This window comes from Marinomonas sp. IMCC 4694, assembly GCF_008122525.1.
Lineage (GTDB): Bacteria > Pseudomonadota > Gammaproteobacteria > Pseudomonadales > Marinomonadaceae > Marinomonas.
In genome coordinates this window covers 1,437,253-1,455,752 of record NZ_VSRV01000001.1, presented here as the reverse complement: position 1 = coordinate 1,455,752, position 18,500 = coordinate 1,437,253, and the positions used below count along the sequence as shown (strand labels likewise).

The window sequence follows — 18,500 nt, the reverse complement described above, 5'->3', positions numbered from 1 at the left end:
CTTTTTTTAATTGATAATTCTGTACCGATCTCATGCTGCATCAACCTGATCTTCAGACATGCCGGCACGAGCCAAAATCTGCAAATAATCTTTTTTAGGTAACTTTACATCGAGGACAAACCGTCCCATCTCGTCAAAACTCTCTGACTTGACCGCGCCGTGCTCAAAAAGCATTGCCCTTAAGCGACCGTACTTACTTGGCAAGTAAAGCGTTTCATCAAGCACATCCACCGCCAACAATTCAGCGATGGCTTGTTTAAGCAGATCAACGCCTTGGCCATCACGAGCAGACAACCAAACTCGATAAGGGTTCCCGTAGGCGTCTCTATCAATTCGTGGCTCTGCTGTTGGCAAGGCGTCAATTTTATTGAAAACAGTTAATGTTGGTACTTCATTAGCACCGATCTCTTCAAGCACAGAATAAACGTGCTTCATATTGTCATCCCGAGCAATATCGGCGGCATCAACAATATGCAGCAGCAAATCTGCTTCAGAAGACTCTTTAAGCGTTGCTTGGAATGCCTTGATCAATCTATGCGGTAGCTGACGAATGAAACCCACTGTATCAGCGAGCACAATCGATCCAATTTGCTCAATATCCAATCGACGCAAAGTCGGGTCTAACGTTGCAAAAAGCTGATCAGCTGCGAACACTTCGGCTCCAGTCGCACGATTAAACAAGGTTGACTTACCCGCGTTAGTGTAGCCAACCAACGACACCGTTGGTACAGAAGATCGATCACGCGAACGACGGTTTTGATCTCGCTGAGAACTCACTTTCGCCAATCTTTTCTGAATGGCTTTAATGCGCTCACGAAGTAAACGACGATCCGTTTCAAGCTGTGTTTCACCGGGCCCGCGCATACCTATACCGCCTTTCTGGCGTTCGAGATGCGTCCAACCGCGTATAAGACGAGTCGACATGTGCTGAAGTTGGGCCAACTCAACCTGAAGCTTACCTTCGTGAGTTCGCGCGCGTTGAGCAAAAATATCAAGTATCAGCCCAGTACGGTCTAGGACTCGACACTGAAAGACACTTTCGAGGTTTCGTTCTTGGGAAGGAGATAAAGCATGATCAAAAAGAACCACTTGGGCCTCTTCTCGATCCACTATATCTTTAATTTCTGCAAGCTTACCAGTACCAATAAAATATCTTGCGTCAGGTCGCTGACGAGACCCAGAGACAACAGCCACCGGATCTGCACCGGCAGATATAGCAAGCTCAACAAACTCTTCAGGACCATAAGATTCACGTTCATCATTAAAATCTATATGGACCAATACAGCTATTTCACCACTGTCTGGACGTTCAAAAAACAATCTTAAATTCCTCTGCTTGCTTCATTAAAAGCAAACTACTCAGCGTCGTCTTCCGGCTGATCTGGAGACGGCATGCGAATGGTACGAGATGGAACAACCGTTGAAATGGCATGTTTATAAACCATCTGACTAACGGTGTTTTTTAGTAGAATCACAAACTGGTCGAATGATTCGATTTGACCTTGAAGCTTAATTCCGTTTACGAGAAAGATGGAAACTGGCACTCTTTCTTTGCGCAGAATATTTAGATAAGGGTCTTGTAATGATTGCCCTTTTGACATTGTAATCTCCTTAAACAAGCAAAAAATAGTAAATTAAATACAGGTAGAGACCTTTGCATGAGCAGTCGATCTAGCCATATTGCTTGCCAAAGGTCTTTTATAAAAAATTCAATCAACGTCTTTATAGAAAACGGTCAACATCGTTAAAAATCAGTGCTCTTTAACTCATAAAAATGCCCACATAGTCCACTTGGACGGACTTTACTTGCTATCTCAGCATTCTCGTTGGATACGAAACGCCCGTTTTAGGTTGTAAGCCATACAAATTAAACTCACCCTAGCCTGATTGCGAGCCCGTCCTAGATAACGCGCTTTACCTAACCCATAGTGCAATTTCATTATCCCAAAGACATGCTCTACACGGGAACGAATACTGGAAAAATAACGGTTTTGCTTTTCTTGATCCTCGTTAAGAGGTCTATTACGATAAGCTCGATGGATAATGCATTCTTTGACCTTTTTTTGCTTCAATAACCTGCTGTGCTGGGCACTTTTGTACGCACTGTCTGCATACACTTCCCGCTCATGACCAGTGAGTATCGATTCAAATGGAATCGAATCGTGAACATTGCCTGCCGTGAGCATGACTTCTTTGACAAAACCATCCTCATCCACATTTGTATGGGCCTTAAAACCATAGGTGGTTTTACGTTTTCCATCGCTGCTTTGCTTAACGCTATAGCCTGCTTCTGGGTCTTGCGTGTTTTTACCCTCAGCATTCTTACGAGGACGAGCATTCTTCGCTTCTATCACGCTGGCATCTATGATGCTTATCTCACCTTGTTTGATGATCAGACTTTGTTCGGCTAACTGGGCATTGATCTCGGTCATCGCTGCGTCTAGTAATCCGTTTTTCTCTAGCAGATTACGGAAACGCCAAATTGTACTGTGGTCGGGAACGCCTTGATCTAGGCCGACACCGACAAACCGGCGAAATAATAAGTCGCGAGCCAGTGCTTTTTCCAGCGCTGGGTCACTTAGGTTGTGCCATGATTGCAATAACAAAGCTTTAAACATCATCAACGGAGGCCAAGCGCGTTCACCTTTTGTACGGTTGTGAATGTCACAGAATAATCGCTCAATGCAGGACCAATTCAACAAGTCATGAATCTCGTCAAATTCTTCAATAAACCGATTCGATGCTTGCAGCGCATCGGCAAAGCTCTGTTGTTTTAACTCTTTCCACGCCATTTTTTGATTGCTCTTCTTTGCTTTTGGTTATTATCTCATAGGATCGAAGGAGATGATTCGTGCAAAGGTCTCAATTAAATACAGGTAAAACAACTTTGTAGATACTACACCAAATTATTATCCATTTCCCCTATATAATCCTGCTTTCTATGTAATTCAAGGCCTCCGGCAAAAGATCTTTCGATAAACTATCAAATATCCTTAAGTCGTCCCACCCTCTTAGCCAAGTAAGCTGACGTTTGGCTAACTGACGAGAAGCCACCACGCCTTTAAATACGGCATCATCTAAAGTATCTTCACCTGCGAGATACTGCCAAAGCTGACGATAGCCAACACAACGCATCGAAGGCATATCAGCAGACAAATCACCACGTTGATAAAAATGCTCCACCTCAGCCAAAAAACCCTGATCCATCATGTCATAAAAGCGCTGCTCAATGCGGGCATGCAATACACTCCTCTCTCTGGGCATCACCGCCATATTGATCATATCGAACGGCAGAGAAACCGCCTCTTGCTGAGCCCAAAACTGAGTCATGGTCTTACCCGTCAAACGATACACCTCTATCGCACGCTGTAATCTCTGAGGGTCATTAGGATGAATTCGCAGCGCCGCGTCAGGATCAAAAGCCTGAAGTTCTTTATGAAGCGCTTCCCAGCCTTTCTCTTCCGCTTCCCTCTCAATAAGAACACGCAAAGCGGGATCTGCTGTGGGCATTTCTGCCAGCCCTTTTTGCAGCGCATTGAAATACATCATAGTACCGCCAACTAAAAGGGGGGTTTTTCCAGTCGCTAAAATCGCTTGCGCCTGCTCTACGGCATCAATCACAAAATCGGCAGCCGAATACGACTCAAGCGGATCAATAATATCAATCAATCGATGAGGAGCTCTTACCAGTAAGGCCGCGTCGGGTTTGGCAGTACCAATATCCATCCCTTTATAAACAAGCGCAGAATCCACACTAATGATCTCAAAATTATGATTTTCAGCAAGATCTACTGCTAACCCCGTTTTCCCTGAAGCCGTTGGCCCCATTAGACAAACAACCTGTGGTTTTGTCATTTAACGCCCTCTCAAAAAGAGTTTATCTAAATCGGACATGCTTAAGTGAGCCCAAGTCGGCCGCCCATGATTACATTGACCGCTGCGCTCCGTCACCTCCATATCACGCAGCAAACTGTTCATTTCTGCCACCGTCAACTTTCGATTCGCGCGCACTGCACCATGGCACGCCATCGAGGCCATTAACTCGTTGGCCCTTGATTCCATTAGGTCTGATAAGCCATTAGTCGCTAAGTCACTGATCACATCACGCACCAGCCCCTCGACATCACCGCGAATCAAAATAATGGGAACCTCACGCACCATCACACTTTCTAACCCTGTGCGTTCAACGCAAAAACCGAAAGCGCCAAACACATCGCGACTTTCTTCAACCAAGTCGGCTTCACTTTGAGAAACCGCAATATTAATCGGCACCAAAAGCGGCTGTGACGCCACATTTTTTTGGTAAAACGCGATTTTCATCCTTTCATACACAATGCGCTCATGGGCCGCATGCATATCAACCAAAATCATACCAGACTCACTTTCTGATAGAATATACACGCCATGAAGTTGAGCGACAGCAAAACCCAATGGCGGAACAGCCTGATAACTCGGCGCCTGTCCGGTAGACACCCCTTCACTTTGACCCAAGGAGTGAACAGGCGATATTTCTTTAATTTCGCCCGTAACTGGGTCTATGCTTTCTGTCTCAGAGGCGTATTGTTGAGCATAACCAGAAAGGCGACGCATACCGTCAATCTGACCTCGTACATCGGCAGAAGATAAGGCGCTAGCCCCAGCATTTGAAGCCATCCACTCTGTACCCAAAGGACTTGAGCGATTTGACAAAGGCAAAGCGGATTGCTCTATAATTGCACTACCAAAACCGACAACTGAATCATGATCGGACTCTTGCAAACCGGTTGGCGCTGCCTCTGATTCCGGCCTCACATCGGCAATCGCTTTGTGTATTCGACCAAACAAAAAGTCGTGAACCAAGCGGCCATCGCGAAAACGCACTTCGTGCTTTGTGGGATGAACATTCACGTCCACTGTTGAAGGATCAAGCTCAAGGTACAGCACAAAAGTAGGATGACGACCATTATAAAGCACATCGCGATACGCCTGACGCACCGCATGAACCACCAACTTATCTTTCACTACACGACCATTCACAAAGAAATACTGCAAATCGGCTTGAGATCGAGAAAAAGTAGGCAAACCAATCCAACCCCACAAACGCAAACCCGCAGCTTCAACATCTAGGGCCAATGCGTTTTCAATGAACTTTTTACCCAACAACGTTGCCAATCGGTGCTCAGCGTGCAGTTGATCCGTCACCGGTCGTAAATCATATACTTGCTTACCGTTATGACTCAGCCTAAAGCCGGTTTCGTAACGACTGAGTGCGAGCCTCTTCACCACCTCTTCAAGATGGGTAAATTCTGTTTTTTCCGTACGCAGGAATTTTCGACGCGCTGGCGTATTAAAAAATAAGTCGCGCACCTCAATGGTTGTACCTTGTGGATGAGAAGCAGGACGAACCGCCGTCGCCATATCCTTCCCTTCCGCTTCAGCTCGCCAAGCCTCAGATTCACCTTCTGCTTGCGACGTTAAATGCAAACGCGACACAGAACTGATACTGGCCAGAGCCTCACCACGAAACCCCAAGGTTCTAACGGCTTCCAAATCGTCTAAAGTGATAATTTTACTGGTCGCATGACGACTCAACGACAACGCTAAGTCGTCTTTCATTATACCGGTACCATTATCACGAATTTTAATCCGTCTCACGCCGCCCTGCTCTACCTCAATATCCAACTGCGAAGCACCCGCGTCTAGGCTGTTTTCTAGCAATTCCTTCACCACGGACGCAGGACGCTCAACCACTTCACCAGCGGCAATTTGGTTGGCTAAACGAGGAGATAATAGTTGAATTCTTTGCATGATTGACCTTTTATTGAGCCGCTGCGTACTAAGCAGCTGAGTAGCGAGCCACTGCTTTTAAAAACAGCAAGAGAATGTAAATGCTAACCGGCGGGAATAGCCAACTTCTGACCTATCCAAATAACGTCATTATTTAAACGATTTACTTGACGAAGAACATCCAAAGACACCCGATTACGGCGAGCGATTTCCGACAAAGTATCCCCCTTACTCACCGTATAAATATCATCGGTTTGCTTCGATTGATTCCAAGCTACTAAAGTGCCGTCAGGAGCGTTCTTGGTAAAGTAATCAATCACCCCTTGAGAAATAGAATCAGCTAATTTAATACGGTAGGCTCGACTGGATAAGTTTTTCGCTTCTGTTTTATTAGAAACAAAACCCGTTTCAATCAGTATAGAAGGAATATCGGGCGACTTAAGTACAACAAAACCGGCCTGCTGAACGCTGTCTTTGTGCAGCACCGCCACACCTCGCATCTCCCCTAAAACGCTTTCACCTACATTTAAACTCATTTGAATCGTCGAGTTCATCGACATATCAAGCAACACTTCCGCCAACAATTGATCTTTATCATCTAATGAAATACCACCAACAAGGTCCGCAGAATTTTCCTGCTGAGCCAACCATCGCCCCATTTCAGAGCTTTTACCGCTTAACGAGAGCGCCCAAACAGACGCCCCTCGAGCACTGGACTTGGTAAAAGCATCCGCGTGAATTGAAATCATTAAATCGGCATTCGCCTCCCGCGCCACACGGGAACGATCTCGAAGCTGAAGATAGGTATCCGTCGACCTCGTCATCACTGCCTTGAAACCTTCCGTCTCATTGATGCGCTTGGCCAATTCCTTACCAATAGACAATACAATATCCTTTTCTCTTACCTTGTACTGCCCTAACGCACCAGGGTCTTTTCCACCATGTCCAGGATCAATGGCGATAACAATATCGCGTTTCTCTTTAGATAAACTCGCTAGGCTTTTGACAATCGTGACTGGCTTACGAGCACCATATTCAAGCTCAACCAAAATTCGCGGCCCATAGGTGCCACTGGCGGCCAATACAGTACTTTTGGCTTTGGCCTTTTGCGCCAAATCCAAAACAAAACGCACACCGGTATCGCGTTTGGCATAACGCACACGCATTAGCACATCCGACGTCAAAGCAGATAGACCGTTCACAACGGACGCATCAAGATCTACCCCACTCAAGTCCAAGACAATGCGCTCAGGATTAGAAAGAGGGAATATTCGGTGCTCCGACTCCGCTGAAAGCTCAAACACAAGGCGCGTGACACCCTCTTGCTGAGCAACGCGAATATCACGGACGTCCGCCGCGAACGCATTACTCAAAGCTAACGCAACGAGTGAATGTAAAAACACGACAAAAAAAGTACAAAATTTATTATGCATATCAGACAGCTAGCTAGTATATGCGTGACACTATAACTGGTGATTAAAGGGATCTCAATCTTACTCATCGTAAAGGGACCGTTAAATCAAGACGTTATGAGCAATTAAAAAGCGCTCAGCACACTACAACCTTTTTCAGTATGTGCATCAAAAATCACGCTTCGGCCTTGTGAAATCATGGTTATAGAAACAATCAAATCCGCTTCTGGCAAAAAACCATACCCCATCTCGGCCCACTCAATAAAGCACAAACTCCTCTGCGTGAAGTAGTCTCGAACACCAATATATTCAAGTTCTTCAGGGTTTGACAAACGATATAAATCAAAGTGATACACCTCTAATCCAAGCAAATCATAAGGTTCAACAAGAGTATAGGTTGGACTTTTAACCGGCCCTTGGTAACCCAAGCCTTTCAACATCCCCCTCACCAGGGTCGTTTTGCCCATTCCTAAATCGCCTTTTAGATACACCACCCCACCTTCTTTTAACATAGCAGACAACAGGCTACCTAGATGCTCCATGGCTTCTTCACCGTACACTTGCTTTTCAACCCTCATTCTATTCACCTTTTGAATTATTAGTCGCCGCCCTTAAAATAGAGCCGGCACTCATCTTGACCAAAGTCTTCTTAAAACGCTGAAAATAACACATAATGCATGACGCATTTTTACACTTTATTTGAAAGGCTAATATGGACTGGATTCTTATTTTATTGATCGCTATTGCCGTTTTTATTACTGGCATTTCAAAAGGGGGATTTTCAGGAGCGTTTGGTATAATGGCGGTTCCGCTTATTTCGCTTCAAACACCCCCGCTTGTTGCTGCTGCCATTATGCTGCCCATATTGTGCATTATGGACCTGTTTACCGTACAAAAGTTCTGGAAAAAATGGAACACAGATCAACTCATTCGATGCATACCGGCCGCCGTAACCGGTGTGATTATTGGAGGATTAACCGCATCATGGTTTTCTGCTGAGTGGCTAAAAATCATGGTTGGAGTCATTGCAGTAGGATTCACCATTAATTCTTGGCCCAGAAAAAATAATATGAACACTAAAAAACCGCTGGGCACTTTGATCGGGAAATTTTGGTGTGCGCTCGGTGGTTTCACCAGCTTTATTGCCCACGCTGGCGGCCCGCCAATGAGCGTTTACTTACTCAGGGCAAATTTGGACAAAACACAATATGTGGCGACGTCTGCCGTTATTTTTACCGCCATTAATTACGTTAAGCTCATCCCATACGGTATGCTCGGACAACTCAATGGCTCCAATATCATCCTATCGCTTTGTTTTATTCCCATTGCTTACCTTGGTGTACAGTTAGGCGCTTGGCTGCACTACAGAATTTCCACGGCGCTGTTTTTCAAATTTATGTATAGCTTTTTACTCCTAACGGGCACTAAGCTTATTTGGGATGGCGCTTCCAATCTAATTTAAAGGGCAAAGGAAGATTATCCCCTGCCACTCCTTTTAAAGCACCACTCGACAACCGCCTTACTGCGAAGGCTCATCCAATCCAAACATAGTACGGCGATAATGTTTGAGCTCACCGATGGACTCTAAAATATCGTCCATTGCCAAATGAGAGCCGGATTTAGTGAAGCCCTCTAACGCCTCTGGCTTCCAGCGCCTAGCAAGCTCTTTTACTGTGCTCACATCAAGGTAACGATAATGAAAAAATGCCTCTAATTTAGGCATATAGCGGTATAAGAAACGACGATCTTGGCCCACGCTGTTGCCACAAATAGGCGACTTACCCGCCGGAACATATTTTTCAAGAAACCGAAGGGTTTCTGCTTCGGCTTGCTCCATGGTAATTGTAGACGACAATACCCGTGCCGTTAACCCAGAGGCACCGTGATGCTGCGTACACCACTCATCCATCGCCTCCATTACAACTTTATCTTGATGAATAGCCAAACTGGGGCCCCTTGACAACACATTAAGATGTTTATCAGTAACAACAGTAGCGATCTCAATAATGGTATCTGTATCAGGCTCTAACCCAGTCATTTCAAGGTCAATCCACACTAAATTCTCTTCATTTAAGCTCATAATCTTCCAAGTCCTTTATTATCAATGCCAAGCATTATACTCTATGCGTCTTACAATATAATCAGACGAAACTAATGTCGAAGCGAAAACTTACCAAACAACAAACGTGGCGCATTGAAAGAATCCACAAAGAACGTGTTGAACGCACTCAAAAACGCGGAGACGTTGCTGAAGAGCTGTTACAATCATCCGACCTGGGCCCAGAAACAGAGGGCATTATCATCTCTCATTTTGGCACCCAAGTCGAAGTTGAAGGAACGCAAGAGCCTTTTCTTGGCATATCAACACGCTGCAATTTACGCGCTAATCTTGGCCAGCTTGTCACCGGCGACAAGGTGGTCTGGCGTCCCAAACAAAATGAGGGCGGTGTTGTTGTTGCCACCACGCCCAGACACACCTCACTGTCACGCCCCGATATGCACGGCAGACTCAAGCCTGTCGCCGCCAACATAGATCACATTGTCGTGGTGATTGCTGCGGAACCTGTCGCCCACGCCAACCTGATAGACCGCTATTTAGTCGCGGCGGAAACCGTCGGTATTCCGCCCGTTATACTGCTCAACAAATGTGACCTAATAGACGACAGCAACCAAAACGATTTGGATCTGCTGTTAAAAACCTATGAAGATCTGCATTATAACATCATCAGAACGTCCATAAAAAATCAAGCCGGTATGGAAGCGCTCTATGACTTTTTACAAAATAAAACCAGTGTTTTTGTGGGGCAATCTGGGGTCGGCAAATCATCGCTGATTGGCACCTTATTGCCCGGCATCGACATCAGCGTTGGTGAATTATCTCAAAAAAGAAAAAAAGGTGTGCATACCACCACCACCGCACGCCTATTTCACATGCCCAAAGGCGGTGATCTGATCGATTCACCAGGCATACGCGAGTTTGGCCTATGGCATATTTCGGAAGATGAATTGTTAAACGGATTTATCGAGTTTCGGCCGCATATCGGCTATTGTCGATTCCGTGATTGTGCTCATGAAAAAGAACCGGGCTGCGCCATATTAGAGGCTCTGGCAAACAACGAAATCACCGAGCACCGTTTTCAAAGTTTCTTGAGAATCAAGCAGTCCATTCGAGACAATAATGCGTTTTAACAGACTTGTTTAGGTACCGATGTGTAAGATAGGGTAGCAATGTGTCTAAAAAAACACGCTCAAACCGCCGTTATTAAGCGAGTCATTACGTAATAAGCTATGAAAGACAAAACACCTTCAGGCCTCAATGAATGGCTGCATTTTTTGAAATCAAAAAAGATCCCCGTTAGAGGGAGCACATTACTGCGCCTTAAAAATGAAATAGAGGCAGAAGAGAACACGCCAAATGAAATATCAGCCTGCATCATGTCAGACCCATTATTGGCCTTTTCTATCCTAAACGAAGCAAATAGAGTTATTTCAAACAAAGACAATGATATAAAAAGCCCCATTCACGCGGCCGCTATTATAGGCACCAACGGCATTAAAAGGCTTTTCCCTTCCCTTGCGCCTTACCGTCTAAGTGCCACTGAAAATACGCCCCACATCGTCTCTTTCTTAAATGAAATACAAACCAGTTACGATGCCGCAACCATTGCAAAACACTGGGCAGCGGAAAAACACACCAATATTACAGAAGATATTTTCTGGATTACGTTGTTTCGTGATGTTGTAAGGTGGCTATTATGGTTCTATGCACGACCCGCCATGCTGACGATTAGACTTAAGCTCAAACAGGGTAACAAATCCAATCAAGCAGAAATGAGCGCGCTAGGTTGTAGAATTGACGAACTCGCCACTCATCTTTATCGCCAGTGGTACACGCCCAAAAAAATCACCGACGCCCTACTAACAAACAACATACCCAATGCGAGCGAACTTCAAACACTTGCTCGGCTGGCTCACAATCCAAATACACTGCCAGAATTCACAAAAAATCAGCGCCTCACCATTTTAATTAACAACCCCATGGTCTTTTCATATTGCGCTAACCAAGTAGCCCATGAGGCCAAATTAATGAAGTGGGACTCAAAAAATTTGCCTTTTTTATACCGTGTTGTTGCAACCGTAATGCATAGACGCACTGCCGACGTTTCTCATATCACCCATTTAGCCAGCATTGAAGCCGCCAGACAGTTTAGCAAATGGGGAGAATATTCATTAGCGCAACAACTCATCGACCCAGAACTGTACATCAACACAGATACCTCAGCCGCACCATTATCGCCCATCGCAGCACTCAAAAAAGCGCTCGGTAAGCACGCTATTTTTGATACAAAACAAAAAGCAAACATGGCACTTAAAACACTACTCAAAGCCATACCGCATGCAAAAGCGTGCATTGTTTTCAAACACATCAACAACAAACTCTCGCCTATACTTCAATACGGCTACCCCACTGAAGCCATCAAATATGTAAAGTGGGACGCGCCCTCGGCCGTGTTTAGCACGCTAAGTAAAAAACGATCGGCGGCGCATTTTTCAGGCCACGCATTCATAAAAATGCAACAAGAACTGCCACCCAATGCTATCCAATTGCTTAGCAAAAACAGCCAATTAATACTGGCATCGACTTTAGTAACGGACCGAGAAATGGTGATATTGTGGCTCGAAACGCAAGGTCAATTCAGCGAGCAGGACTACACAAACTTTAAAATAACAGCGTCATTAATCAGTCAGATTGGCGTCTGAACGCTGAACTTTTCATTCACTTTTAATAGGAATATAGCACGTGACGAAAGATCAACTTTTTGCCTTCGCTCAACACATAACCCCACAAAAAACATTATCTCGCATTATTGGTCAAGTAGCAGAATGTGAGAACACATGGGTAAAAAACACCTTTATTCGTCAGTTTATTAAAAAATACTTAGTCGACATGACAGAAGCAGTCAACAGCGATCCGCGCTCATACCGTAACTTTAATGATTTTTTTACCCGTGAAATTCGAGCTGAATTACGCCCCATATGCGAGGGCGCAAGCAGCATCGCATGCCCTGCAGATGGCGCCATTAGCCAACTTGGTCAGATTAAACATGGCACACTTTTGCAAGCTAAGGGCCATACCTACAGCCTAACAACCCTATTAGGGGGCGATGCCTCATTGTCGACTCAGTTTCTCGGTGGCTCATTCGCGACGGTGTATTTATCACCAAAAGATTACCATCGCGTCCACATGCCGCTCACGGGGAAGCTCACCAAAATGATACACATCCCGGGTAAACTTTTTTCTGTCAACAAGGTAACGGCTGAACAAATCCCTAACGTCTTCGCGCGCAACGAACGCACCGTCTGTCTATTTGATACGGAAGCCGGTCCCATGGCGGTTATCTTGGTCGGCGCTATGATAGTCGCCAGCATAGAGACTGTCTGGGCTGGACAAGTTACACCATTCAGTAAAAACGTTGTGACTTGGGATTACCAAGACCTTAACAATATTGAGATCAAGAAAGGCGAGGAAATAGGCAGATTCAAACTTGGCTCAACCGCTATTGTCTTATTTGGCAAAGACGCGGTTAACTGGGACGACGCTCTTCAAGCTGAAACCCCCACGAAAATGGGCATGCCTTTTGGCACTGTAATCGAAAAGTAATCACGTCGCTTTTCACCACAACTCACAGCTTACACACAATAAAAAGCCTGCTCAAAAGCAGGCTTTTTATATCTTAATAAACTCAGACCAATATTATGGCAAATCGTCTTCCAACTCTTCTTTTGGAGCGGGTATAAGGTCTTCTCTCTTTATGCCCAGTGCCAACAACAAATTAGCTGCAACAAAAATAGAAGAATACGTCCCGATCACAATACCCACCAAAAGCGCCATCGAGAAATTATGGATAGCTTCACCACCAGCCACAAACAACACGATCAACACAAACAAGGTGGTTAAAGAGGTAATTAAAGTACGACCTAGTGTCTGATTGATTGACTCATTAATCAAATCATACGGTTCTGTGTCGCGCATAATACGGAAGTTTTCCCGTATTCGGTCGCACACAACGATCGTATCGTTCAACGAATACCCCACTACCGCCAACAACGCCGCCAATACCGTAAGATCAAATTCCACATCAAATAATGAGAAAAAACCCAACGTAATAATCACATCGTGTATCAAAGCGACCACTGAAGCGAGTGAGAATTTAAACTGGAATCGCACCGCAACGTAAATCATCACGATGGCCAACGCCAGTAACATCCCCAAGCCGCCTTGCTCGCGCAACTCCTCACCCACTTGCGCACCAACAAACTCTGAGCGCTGCAATAAAACTTCGTTAGAGCCTTGATTTTGCAGCGTGGCTAACACCTCATCACCCAACGTTGGCGTATAGGAATTCGCCATACGCACAACAACATCAGTAGGTGAACCAAAATTTTGCACAACCACATCGCTGTAACCGTTATTGCCGAGCAACGCCCGAACGTCATCTAAACTAGGTGCCTCTTGATAAGAGACTTCTACCAGCGTACCGCCAGTAAAGTCCAAACCAAACTGCAACCCTTTGGTCGCTAATGAACCAATAGAAATCAGGATCAACGCAATCGAAAACAGAGCCACGATTTTGCGCATTGCCATAAACGGAATATTTGTCACTTTCATGGCGCTCTCCTAAATGAACAGTTTCTTATTTTTACGACCGCCGCCATACACAAGATTCACCTGCGCACGCGTCACAACAATGGCCGTAAACATCGACGTTATAATCCCCAGTGATAAAGTCACCGCGAAGCCTTTTACAGGACCCGTACCAACAGCAAACAATATGACCGCCACTAGCAAAGTCGTTATATTGGCGTCTAAAATCGTCGTAAAAGCACGGTTAAATCCAGAATGTATGGCCTGCTGACTTGGCAGGCCGCTGGCCAACTCTTCTTTTATCCTAGAGAAAATCAACACGTTTGCATCAACGGCCATCCCCATGGTCAATACAATACCAGCAATACCAGGCAAAGTAAGGGTTGCACCCAATGCTGACATACAAGCCATGAGCAAAATAATATTCAATGCCAAGGACACATTGGCGAAAATACCAAACACCTTGTAGTACACCAGCATAAACAACATGACAACGATTAAACCGATCTGCGCGGAACTCACCCCAAGCTGGATATTTTCAGCCCCTAAACTTGGGCCAATAGTACGCTCTTCTACAAAATAAATAGGCGCCGCCAAAGCACCAGCGCGAAGCAATAACGCCAATTCAGACGATTCGCGCGGGCTGTCTAGGCCGGTAATGCGGAATGAATTACCCAATGTTGTTTGAATCGTAGCAAGCGAAATAATCCCTTTCTCACTGTAACTACGGCGCACTTCTTCCATTTTGCCGTCTTTTTCTACAAAACGGCTACGGGACTTATGTTCAATGAACACAACACCCATATTGCGTCCGACCGCAGAGCGCGTCACCTTACTCATCTGCTTACCGCCTTTCGCGTCTAAGCTGATATTTACTTGTGGACGACCATTTTCATCAAAAGAAGAACTGGCGTCAGACACACTGTCACCGGTGATAATAAGGTCTCGTTCTAAACGAGCGGTACGACCACTACCGTCACGAAACGTAAGCGTCTCAATGTCCGCGCCATTATCGTCTAGGCCAGCTTCAAGATGAAATTCAAGGTTTGCTGTGGCACCAATAATACGCTTAGCGGCCGCAGTATCCTGCACACCCGGAAGTTCAACCACGATACGATTGCTGCCTTGACGTTGCACCAAGGGCTCAGCTACACCCAATTCGTTCACACGATTACGAAGTGTGGTTAAGTTTTGTTGCAAAGCATAAGATTCAATTTCTTTCTTAGACGCTTCTGTAAAACTCACGTCTAGATAGAAATCACTGCCTTCTTGGCGAGTTCCATAGCGGTATTCTGAAAAATCGTTTTTCAATAGCGTTTCAGCAAGATCCAAGTCAGACGACTGTAAAAAACGAATCGACAGCACACCCTCTTCGATGTCCACGCTGCGATAACGGATACGATCGCTTCGAAGAGCGGCTTTCATTTCGCTAGAACTGACTTCAAGACGCTGCTTCAATGCCGCTGGAGTATCAACCTCCAACAAGAAATGCACACCGCCGCGCAAATCCAGACCCAACTTAGCGGGCCCCGCTCCCAACGATGACAGCCAATCCGGCGTCGTAGGAACAAGATTAAGCGCCGTGACGTAATCTTCGCCTAATGCTGCCGCAACAACCGGCTTGGCAGCTAGTTGGTCCTCACCGCTATTAAAACGCAAGGTACCGCCCACAGAGGTAAGCTCTGCTTCTTTTAAATTTATATTAGCTTTTAAAAGCGCATCTTTCGCTTTTTGCAACGACTGCTCGTCGACAATAGCGGTGTTTTTTTGAGTAGACAGTTGTAGCGCTGGATCATCTGGATAAAGATTTGGGAAGGCATAAAGTAGCCCCAAAGCCAAAACAAGAAGAATTAGCAAATACTTCCACAAGGGGTACTTGTTAAGCATGAAAAATCCTTTCACCTAGGAATTGAATAGATCGATTATTTGAGTTGACCTGTGAACCTACCAATATAAATATAAATAGTAATAAAGATAAACAGATCAACGAAGAAGAAAAGCGCCTTGATACAACATCAAAAGCGCTTTTCTAGGCACGTTAAATCGACTTTAATGTGCCTTTAGGAAGAACCGCGGCAACAGAAGATTTTTGAAACTTCATTTCAACGCCTTCTGACACTTCCAGCACGACGTAATTATCATCCACTTTCGATACTTTACCCAATACACCACCACCGGTTACCACTTCTGTGCCTTTCGTCAAAGAAGCAATGAGGTTTTTATGCTCTTTAGTACGCTTTGCTTGTGGGCGCCACATAAGGAAGTAAAAAATGACAACAAAGCCGGCAAGCAGTACTAGGTTAAAAATACCGGCATCAGATGATGCGCCGGCTTCAGCATACGCTGGTGAGATCAATGAGATCATGGTGTTAACTCTCCAATGGTTTATGAAACTGTTGCGCCTTCTCAATAGTAAGTAAACGCGTATATTGTTTATTATTCACTCAAAGCAGGCGTATCCAAACCACGCTTTGCATAAAACACATCAACAAAGGCGTCAAATCTACCTTCATCGAGCGCCTTACGCAATCCTGCCATCAGTGTTTGGTAATACCGTAGGTTATGAATCGTATTTAATTGCGCCCCTACCATTTCCTGACACTTATCCAAATGATGTAGATAAGACCGAGAAAAGTTTTTACAAGTGTAGCAGTCGCATTCTTTGTCTAATGGCGCAACATCATGTCGATATTGCGCATTACGAATACGAACGACACCGTCGGAAGTAAACAAGTGACCGTTGCGAGCATTGCGTGTCGGCATGACACAATCAAACATGTCAATGCCACGGCGCACACCTTCGACAAGATCTTCCGGCTTTCCCACCCCCATCAAATAGCGCGGTTTGTCTGCCGGCATTTTGGGTGTCGTGTGATCGAGCACCTTCATCATTTCGTCTTTCGGCTCACCGACTGACAATCCGCCAATGGCATAGCCATCAAAACCAATGTCGACTAAGCCTTCCAGCGACTCATCACGGAGATTTTCATACATACTGCCTTGGATAATACCAAACAATGCCGAAGGGCTATCGCCGTGCTCGTCTTTGGAGCGCTTCGCCCAACGCAAACTCATGCGCATGGATTTTGCCGCCACATCTGGTGTTGCTGGATAGGGCGTGCATTCATCAAAAATCATGACAATGTCTGAACCAAGGTCGCGCTGTACCTGCATGGATATTTCAGGGCTTAAAAACACTTTAGAGCCGTTTATTGGCGAACGAAAACTCACGCCCTCTTCGGTTATTTTGCGCATTTCCCCTAATGAAAAAACCTGAAACCCACCGGAATCCGTCAGAATGGGCTTTTTCCATTGGGTAAAATCGTGCAAATCACCGTGCGCTTTCACCACCTCGGTTCCAGGTCGTAACCACAGATGAAAAGTATTGCCCAAAATTATATCCGCACCGATTTCTTCGATGTCTTTAGTCAACATACCTTTAACGGTGCCATACGTCCCGACCGGCATAAACGCTGGTGTTTCGACCTTACCACGCGGAAAAGTTAGGGTAGCACGTCGCGCTTTCCCGGACGTTGTGTGCAACTCAAAATCCATAAAACATTCAGGACGCTTATCAGACATTCGTCTTATTCCTCACTGTGCGGGCCTTTAGCCTGCGCATTTCGTGTAATAAACATGGCATCGCCATAACTAAAAAATCGGTATTGTTGCTCTACTGCCGCTTTATAGGCACTCATTACGTGATCATAACCAGCAAAGGCACTGATCAACATAATTAATGTGGATTCAGGCAAATGAAAGTTGGTTATCAAGGCATCAACCGTTTTAAATTCGTAGCCTGGGTAAATAAATATATTGGTATCGTCTTGCATCGGCGCAATGTCACCACTTTGGCTGGCCGACTCCAAGCTGCGCACGCTGGTCGTGCCAACGGCCACTACTCGTCCACCTCGTGCTTTGGTCGCCTTGACTTGATCAACAACCGCTTGCTCAACTTCCACATATTCGGCGTGCATGATGTGGTCTTGTACGTTATCCACTTTCATTGGCTGAAACGTGCCCGCACCAACGTGCAACGTCACGAACGCGACTTCAACCCCTTTTGCTTTAAGAGCCACCAAAAGTGCTTCATCAAAATGCAACCCCGCCGTTGGTGCCGCAACGGCCCCCGGCTTTTGATTATAAACCGTTTGATAGCGCTCTTGATCACTGTCTTCGTCTGGTCGTTCAATGTAAGGAGGCAATGGCATATGCCCGACACGGGACAACACATCTAAAACGGGTTCGTTGAACACAAGATGGAACAGCGCCCCTGAACGAGCGATCATGGTGGCTTCAATGTGCTCACCTTTATCTTGACCCAAAATCAGTGTGCTGTTTACTTTCGGCGATTTGCTCGCACGAACGTGCGCTAATGCTTCATTGCCATTAATCACACGCTCAACAAGAATTTCCACTTTCCCACCGGACTCTTTTTGGCCAAACACCCTAGCGGCAATCACACGCGTATTATTAAACACCATCAAATCGCCTGGCTGCACTAAATCCAACACCGCTGGAAATTGACGATGAACAAGTGCCCCACTCGGACCATCAAGATGCAATAGGCGACTGGCCGTTCTGTTTGGAGTGGGATAATGTGCAATAAGTGAATCGGGTAAATCAAAGTGATAATCAGAAACCAGCATGAAAAGAACACTACCTAGAAAAAAACG

Annotated in this window: 17 protein-coding genes; 4 read left to right on the top strand and 13 right to left on the bottom strand. The window is 45.5% G+C overall.

The features are described from left to right. Nucleotides 1-30 precede the first annotated feature (30 nt). The 7 genes from hflX to tsaE all read right to left on the bottom strand — a co-directional run bounded on the left by hflX (nucleotide 31) and on the right by tsaE (nucleotide 7,756). Nucleotides 31-1,320 (bottom strand): ribosome rescue GTPase HflX, encoded by a 1,290-nt coding sequence (gene hflX, locus FXV75_RS06580; RefSeq protein WP_148831748.1) that lies wholly within the window; start codon nucleotides 1,318-1,320, stop codon nucleotides 31-33. Nucleotides 1,321-1,355: 35 nt separating this feature from the next. Beyond that, complete coding sequence (hfq, locus tag FXV75_RS06575) at nucleotides 1,356-1,601, bottom strand: RNA chaperone Hfq (RefSeq protein ID WP_148831746.1); 246 nt, start codon at nucleotides 1,599-1,601, stop codon at nucleotides 1,356-1,358. Nucleotides 1,602-1,814: 213 nt separating this feature from the next. Further along, nucleotides 1,815-2,792, bottom strand: coding sequence for an IS5 family transposase (locus FXV75_RS06570; RefSeq protein WP_148830718.1), 978 nt, complete (start codon nucleotides 2,790-2,792; stop codon nucleotides 1,815-1,817). A 130-nt stretch (nucleotides 2,793-2,922) separates the two neighbouring features. Next, nucleotides 2,923-3,855, bottom strand: coding sequence for a tRNA (adenosine(37)-N6)-dimethylallyltransferase MiaA (gene miaA, locus FXV75_RS06565; RefSeq protein ID WP_148831744.1), 933 nt, complete (start codon nucleotides 3,853-3,855; stop codon nucleotides 2,923-2,925). Then, complete coding sequence (gene mutL / locus FXV75_RS06560; protein ID WP_148831743.1) at nucleotides 3,856-5,787, bottom strand: DNA mismatch repair endonuclease MutL; 1,932 nt, start codon at nucleotides 5,785-5,787, stop codon at nucleotides 3,856-3,858. Nucleotides 5,788-5,870: 83 nt separating this feature from the next. Then, nucleotides 5,871-7,199, bottom strand: coding sequence for an N-acetylmuramoyl-L-alanine amidase (locus tag FXV75_RS06555; RefSeq protein WP_148831742.1), 1,329 nt, complete (start codon nucleotides 7,197-7,199; stop codon nucleotides 5,871-5,873). Between the two features lie 104 nt (nucleotides 7,200-7,303). After that, the gene (gene tsaE, locus FXV75_RS06550; RefSeq protein WP_148831741.1) at nucleotides 7,304-7,756 is read right to left on the bottom strand and encodes a tRNA (adenosine(37)-N6)-threonylcarbamoyltransferase complex ATPase subunit type 1 TsaE; all 453 of its coding nucleotides are present in this window, start codon (nucleotides 7,754-7,756) and stop codon (nucleotides 7,304-7,306) included. Nucleotides 7,757-7,890: 134 nt separating this feature from the next. On the opposite strand from tsaE, the gene FXV75_RS06545 reads away from it, so the two are divergent. Continuing rightward, entirely contained in the window at nucleotides 7,891-8,640 is a 750-nt protein-coding gene (locus FXV75_RS06545; protein WP_148831740.1) for a sulfite exporter TauE/SafE family protein, read from the top strand. A gap of 57 nt (nucleotides 8,641-8,697) precedes the next feature. Here the strand turns inward: FXV75_RS06545 and orn are convergent, their stop codons facing one another. Continuing rightward, a complete protein-coding gene (orn, locus tag FXV75_RS06540) occupies nucleotides 8,698-9,258 on the bottom strand; it encodes an oligoribonuclease (RefSeq protein WP_148831739.1) in 561 nt (186 codons plus the stop codon). Nucleotides 9,259-9,332: 74 nt separating this feature from the next. On the opposite strand from orn, the gene rsgA reads away from it, so the two are divergent. From rsgA to asd, 3 genes are all read left to right on the top strand, one after another. After that, entirely contained in the window at nucleotides 9,333-10,367 is a 1,035-nt protein-coding gene (gene rsgA / locus FXV75_RS06535) for a small ribosomal subunit biogenesis GTPase RsgA (protein WP_148831738.1), read from the top strand. A gap of 99 nt (nucleotides 10,368-10,466) precedes the next feature. Then, nucleotides 10,467-11,939: an HDOD domain-containing protein gene (locus tag FXV75_RS06530; protein WP_148831737.1), complete on the top strand. Its 1,473-nt coding sequence runs from the start codon at nucleotides 10,467-10,469 to the stop codon at nucleotides 11,937-11,939. Nucleotides 11,940-11,979: 40 nt separating this feature from the next. Further along, the gene (gene asd, locus FXV75_RS06525; RefSeq protein WP_148831736.1) at nucleotides 11,980-12,840 is read left to right on the top strand and encodes an archaetidylserine decarboxylase; all 861 of its coding nucleotides are present in this window, start codon (nucleotides 11,980-11,982) and stop codon (nucleotides 12,838-12,840) included. A gap of 93 nt (nucleotides 12,841-12,933) precedes the next feature. On the opposite strand, the gene secF is transcribed toward asd, so the two are convergent. From secF to queA, 5 genes are all read right to left on the bottom strand, one after another. Continuing rightward, nucleotides 12,934-13,848: a protein translocase subunit SecF gene (secF, locus tag FXV75_RS06520; protein WP_148831735.1), complete on the bottom strand. Its 915-nt coding sequence runs from the start codon at nucleotides 13,846-13,848 to the stop codon at nucleotides 12,934-12,936. Nucleotides 13,849-13,857: 9 nt separating this feature from the next. Then, nucleotides 13,858-15,711, bottom strand: coding sequence for a protein translocase subunit SecD (gene secD / locus FXV75_RS06515; RefSeq protein ID WP_148831734.1), 1,854 nt, complete (start codon nucleotides 15,709-15,711; stop codon nucleotides 13,858-13,860). A 151-nt stretch (nucleotides 15,712-15,862) separates the two neighbouring features. Continuing rightward, nucleotides 15,863-16,189, bottom strand: a complete 327-nt coding sequence (yajC, locus tag FXV75_RS06510) for a preprotein translocase subunit YajC (protein ID WP_148831733.1) — start codon at nucleotides 16,187-16,189, stop codon at nucleotides 15,863-15,865. A gap of 71 nt (nucleotides 16,190-16,260) precedes the next feature. Beyond that, complete coding sequence (gene tgt / locus FXV75_RS06505) at nucleotides 16,261-17,406, bottom strand: tRNA guanosine(34) transglycosylase Tgt (protein ID WP_148831732.1); 1,146 nt, start codon at nucleotides 17,404-17,406, stop codon at nucleotides 16,261-16,263. Nucleotides 17,407-17,411: 5 nt separating this feature from the next. Beyond that, nucleotides 17,412-18,473 carry a tRNA preQ1(34) S-adenosylmethionine ribosyltransferase-isomerase QueA gene (queA, locus tag FXV75_RS06500; RefSeq protein WP_148831731.1) on the bottom strand — a complete coding sequence of 354 codons (1,062 nt, stop codon included), beginning with the start codon at nucleotides 18,471-18,473 and terminating at the stop codon, nucleotides 17,412-17,414. Between the last annotated feature and the right edge of the window lie 27 nt (nucleotides 18,474-18,500).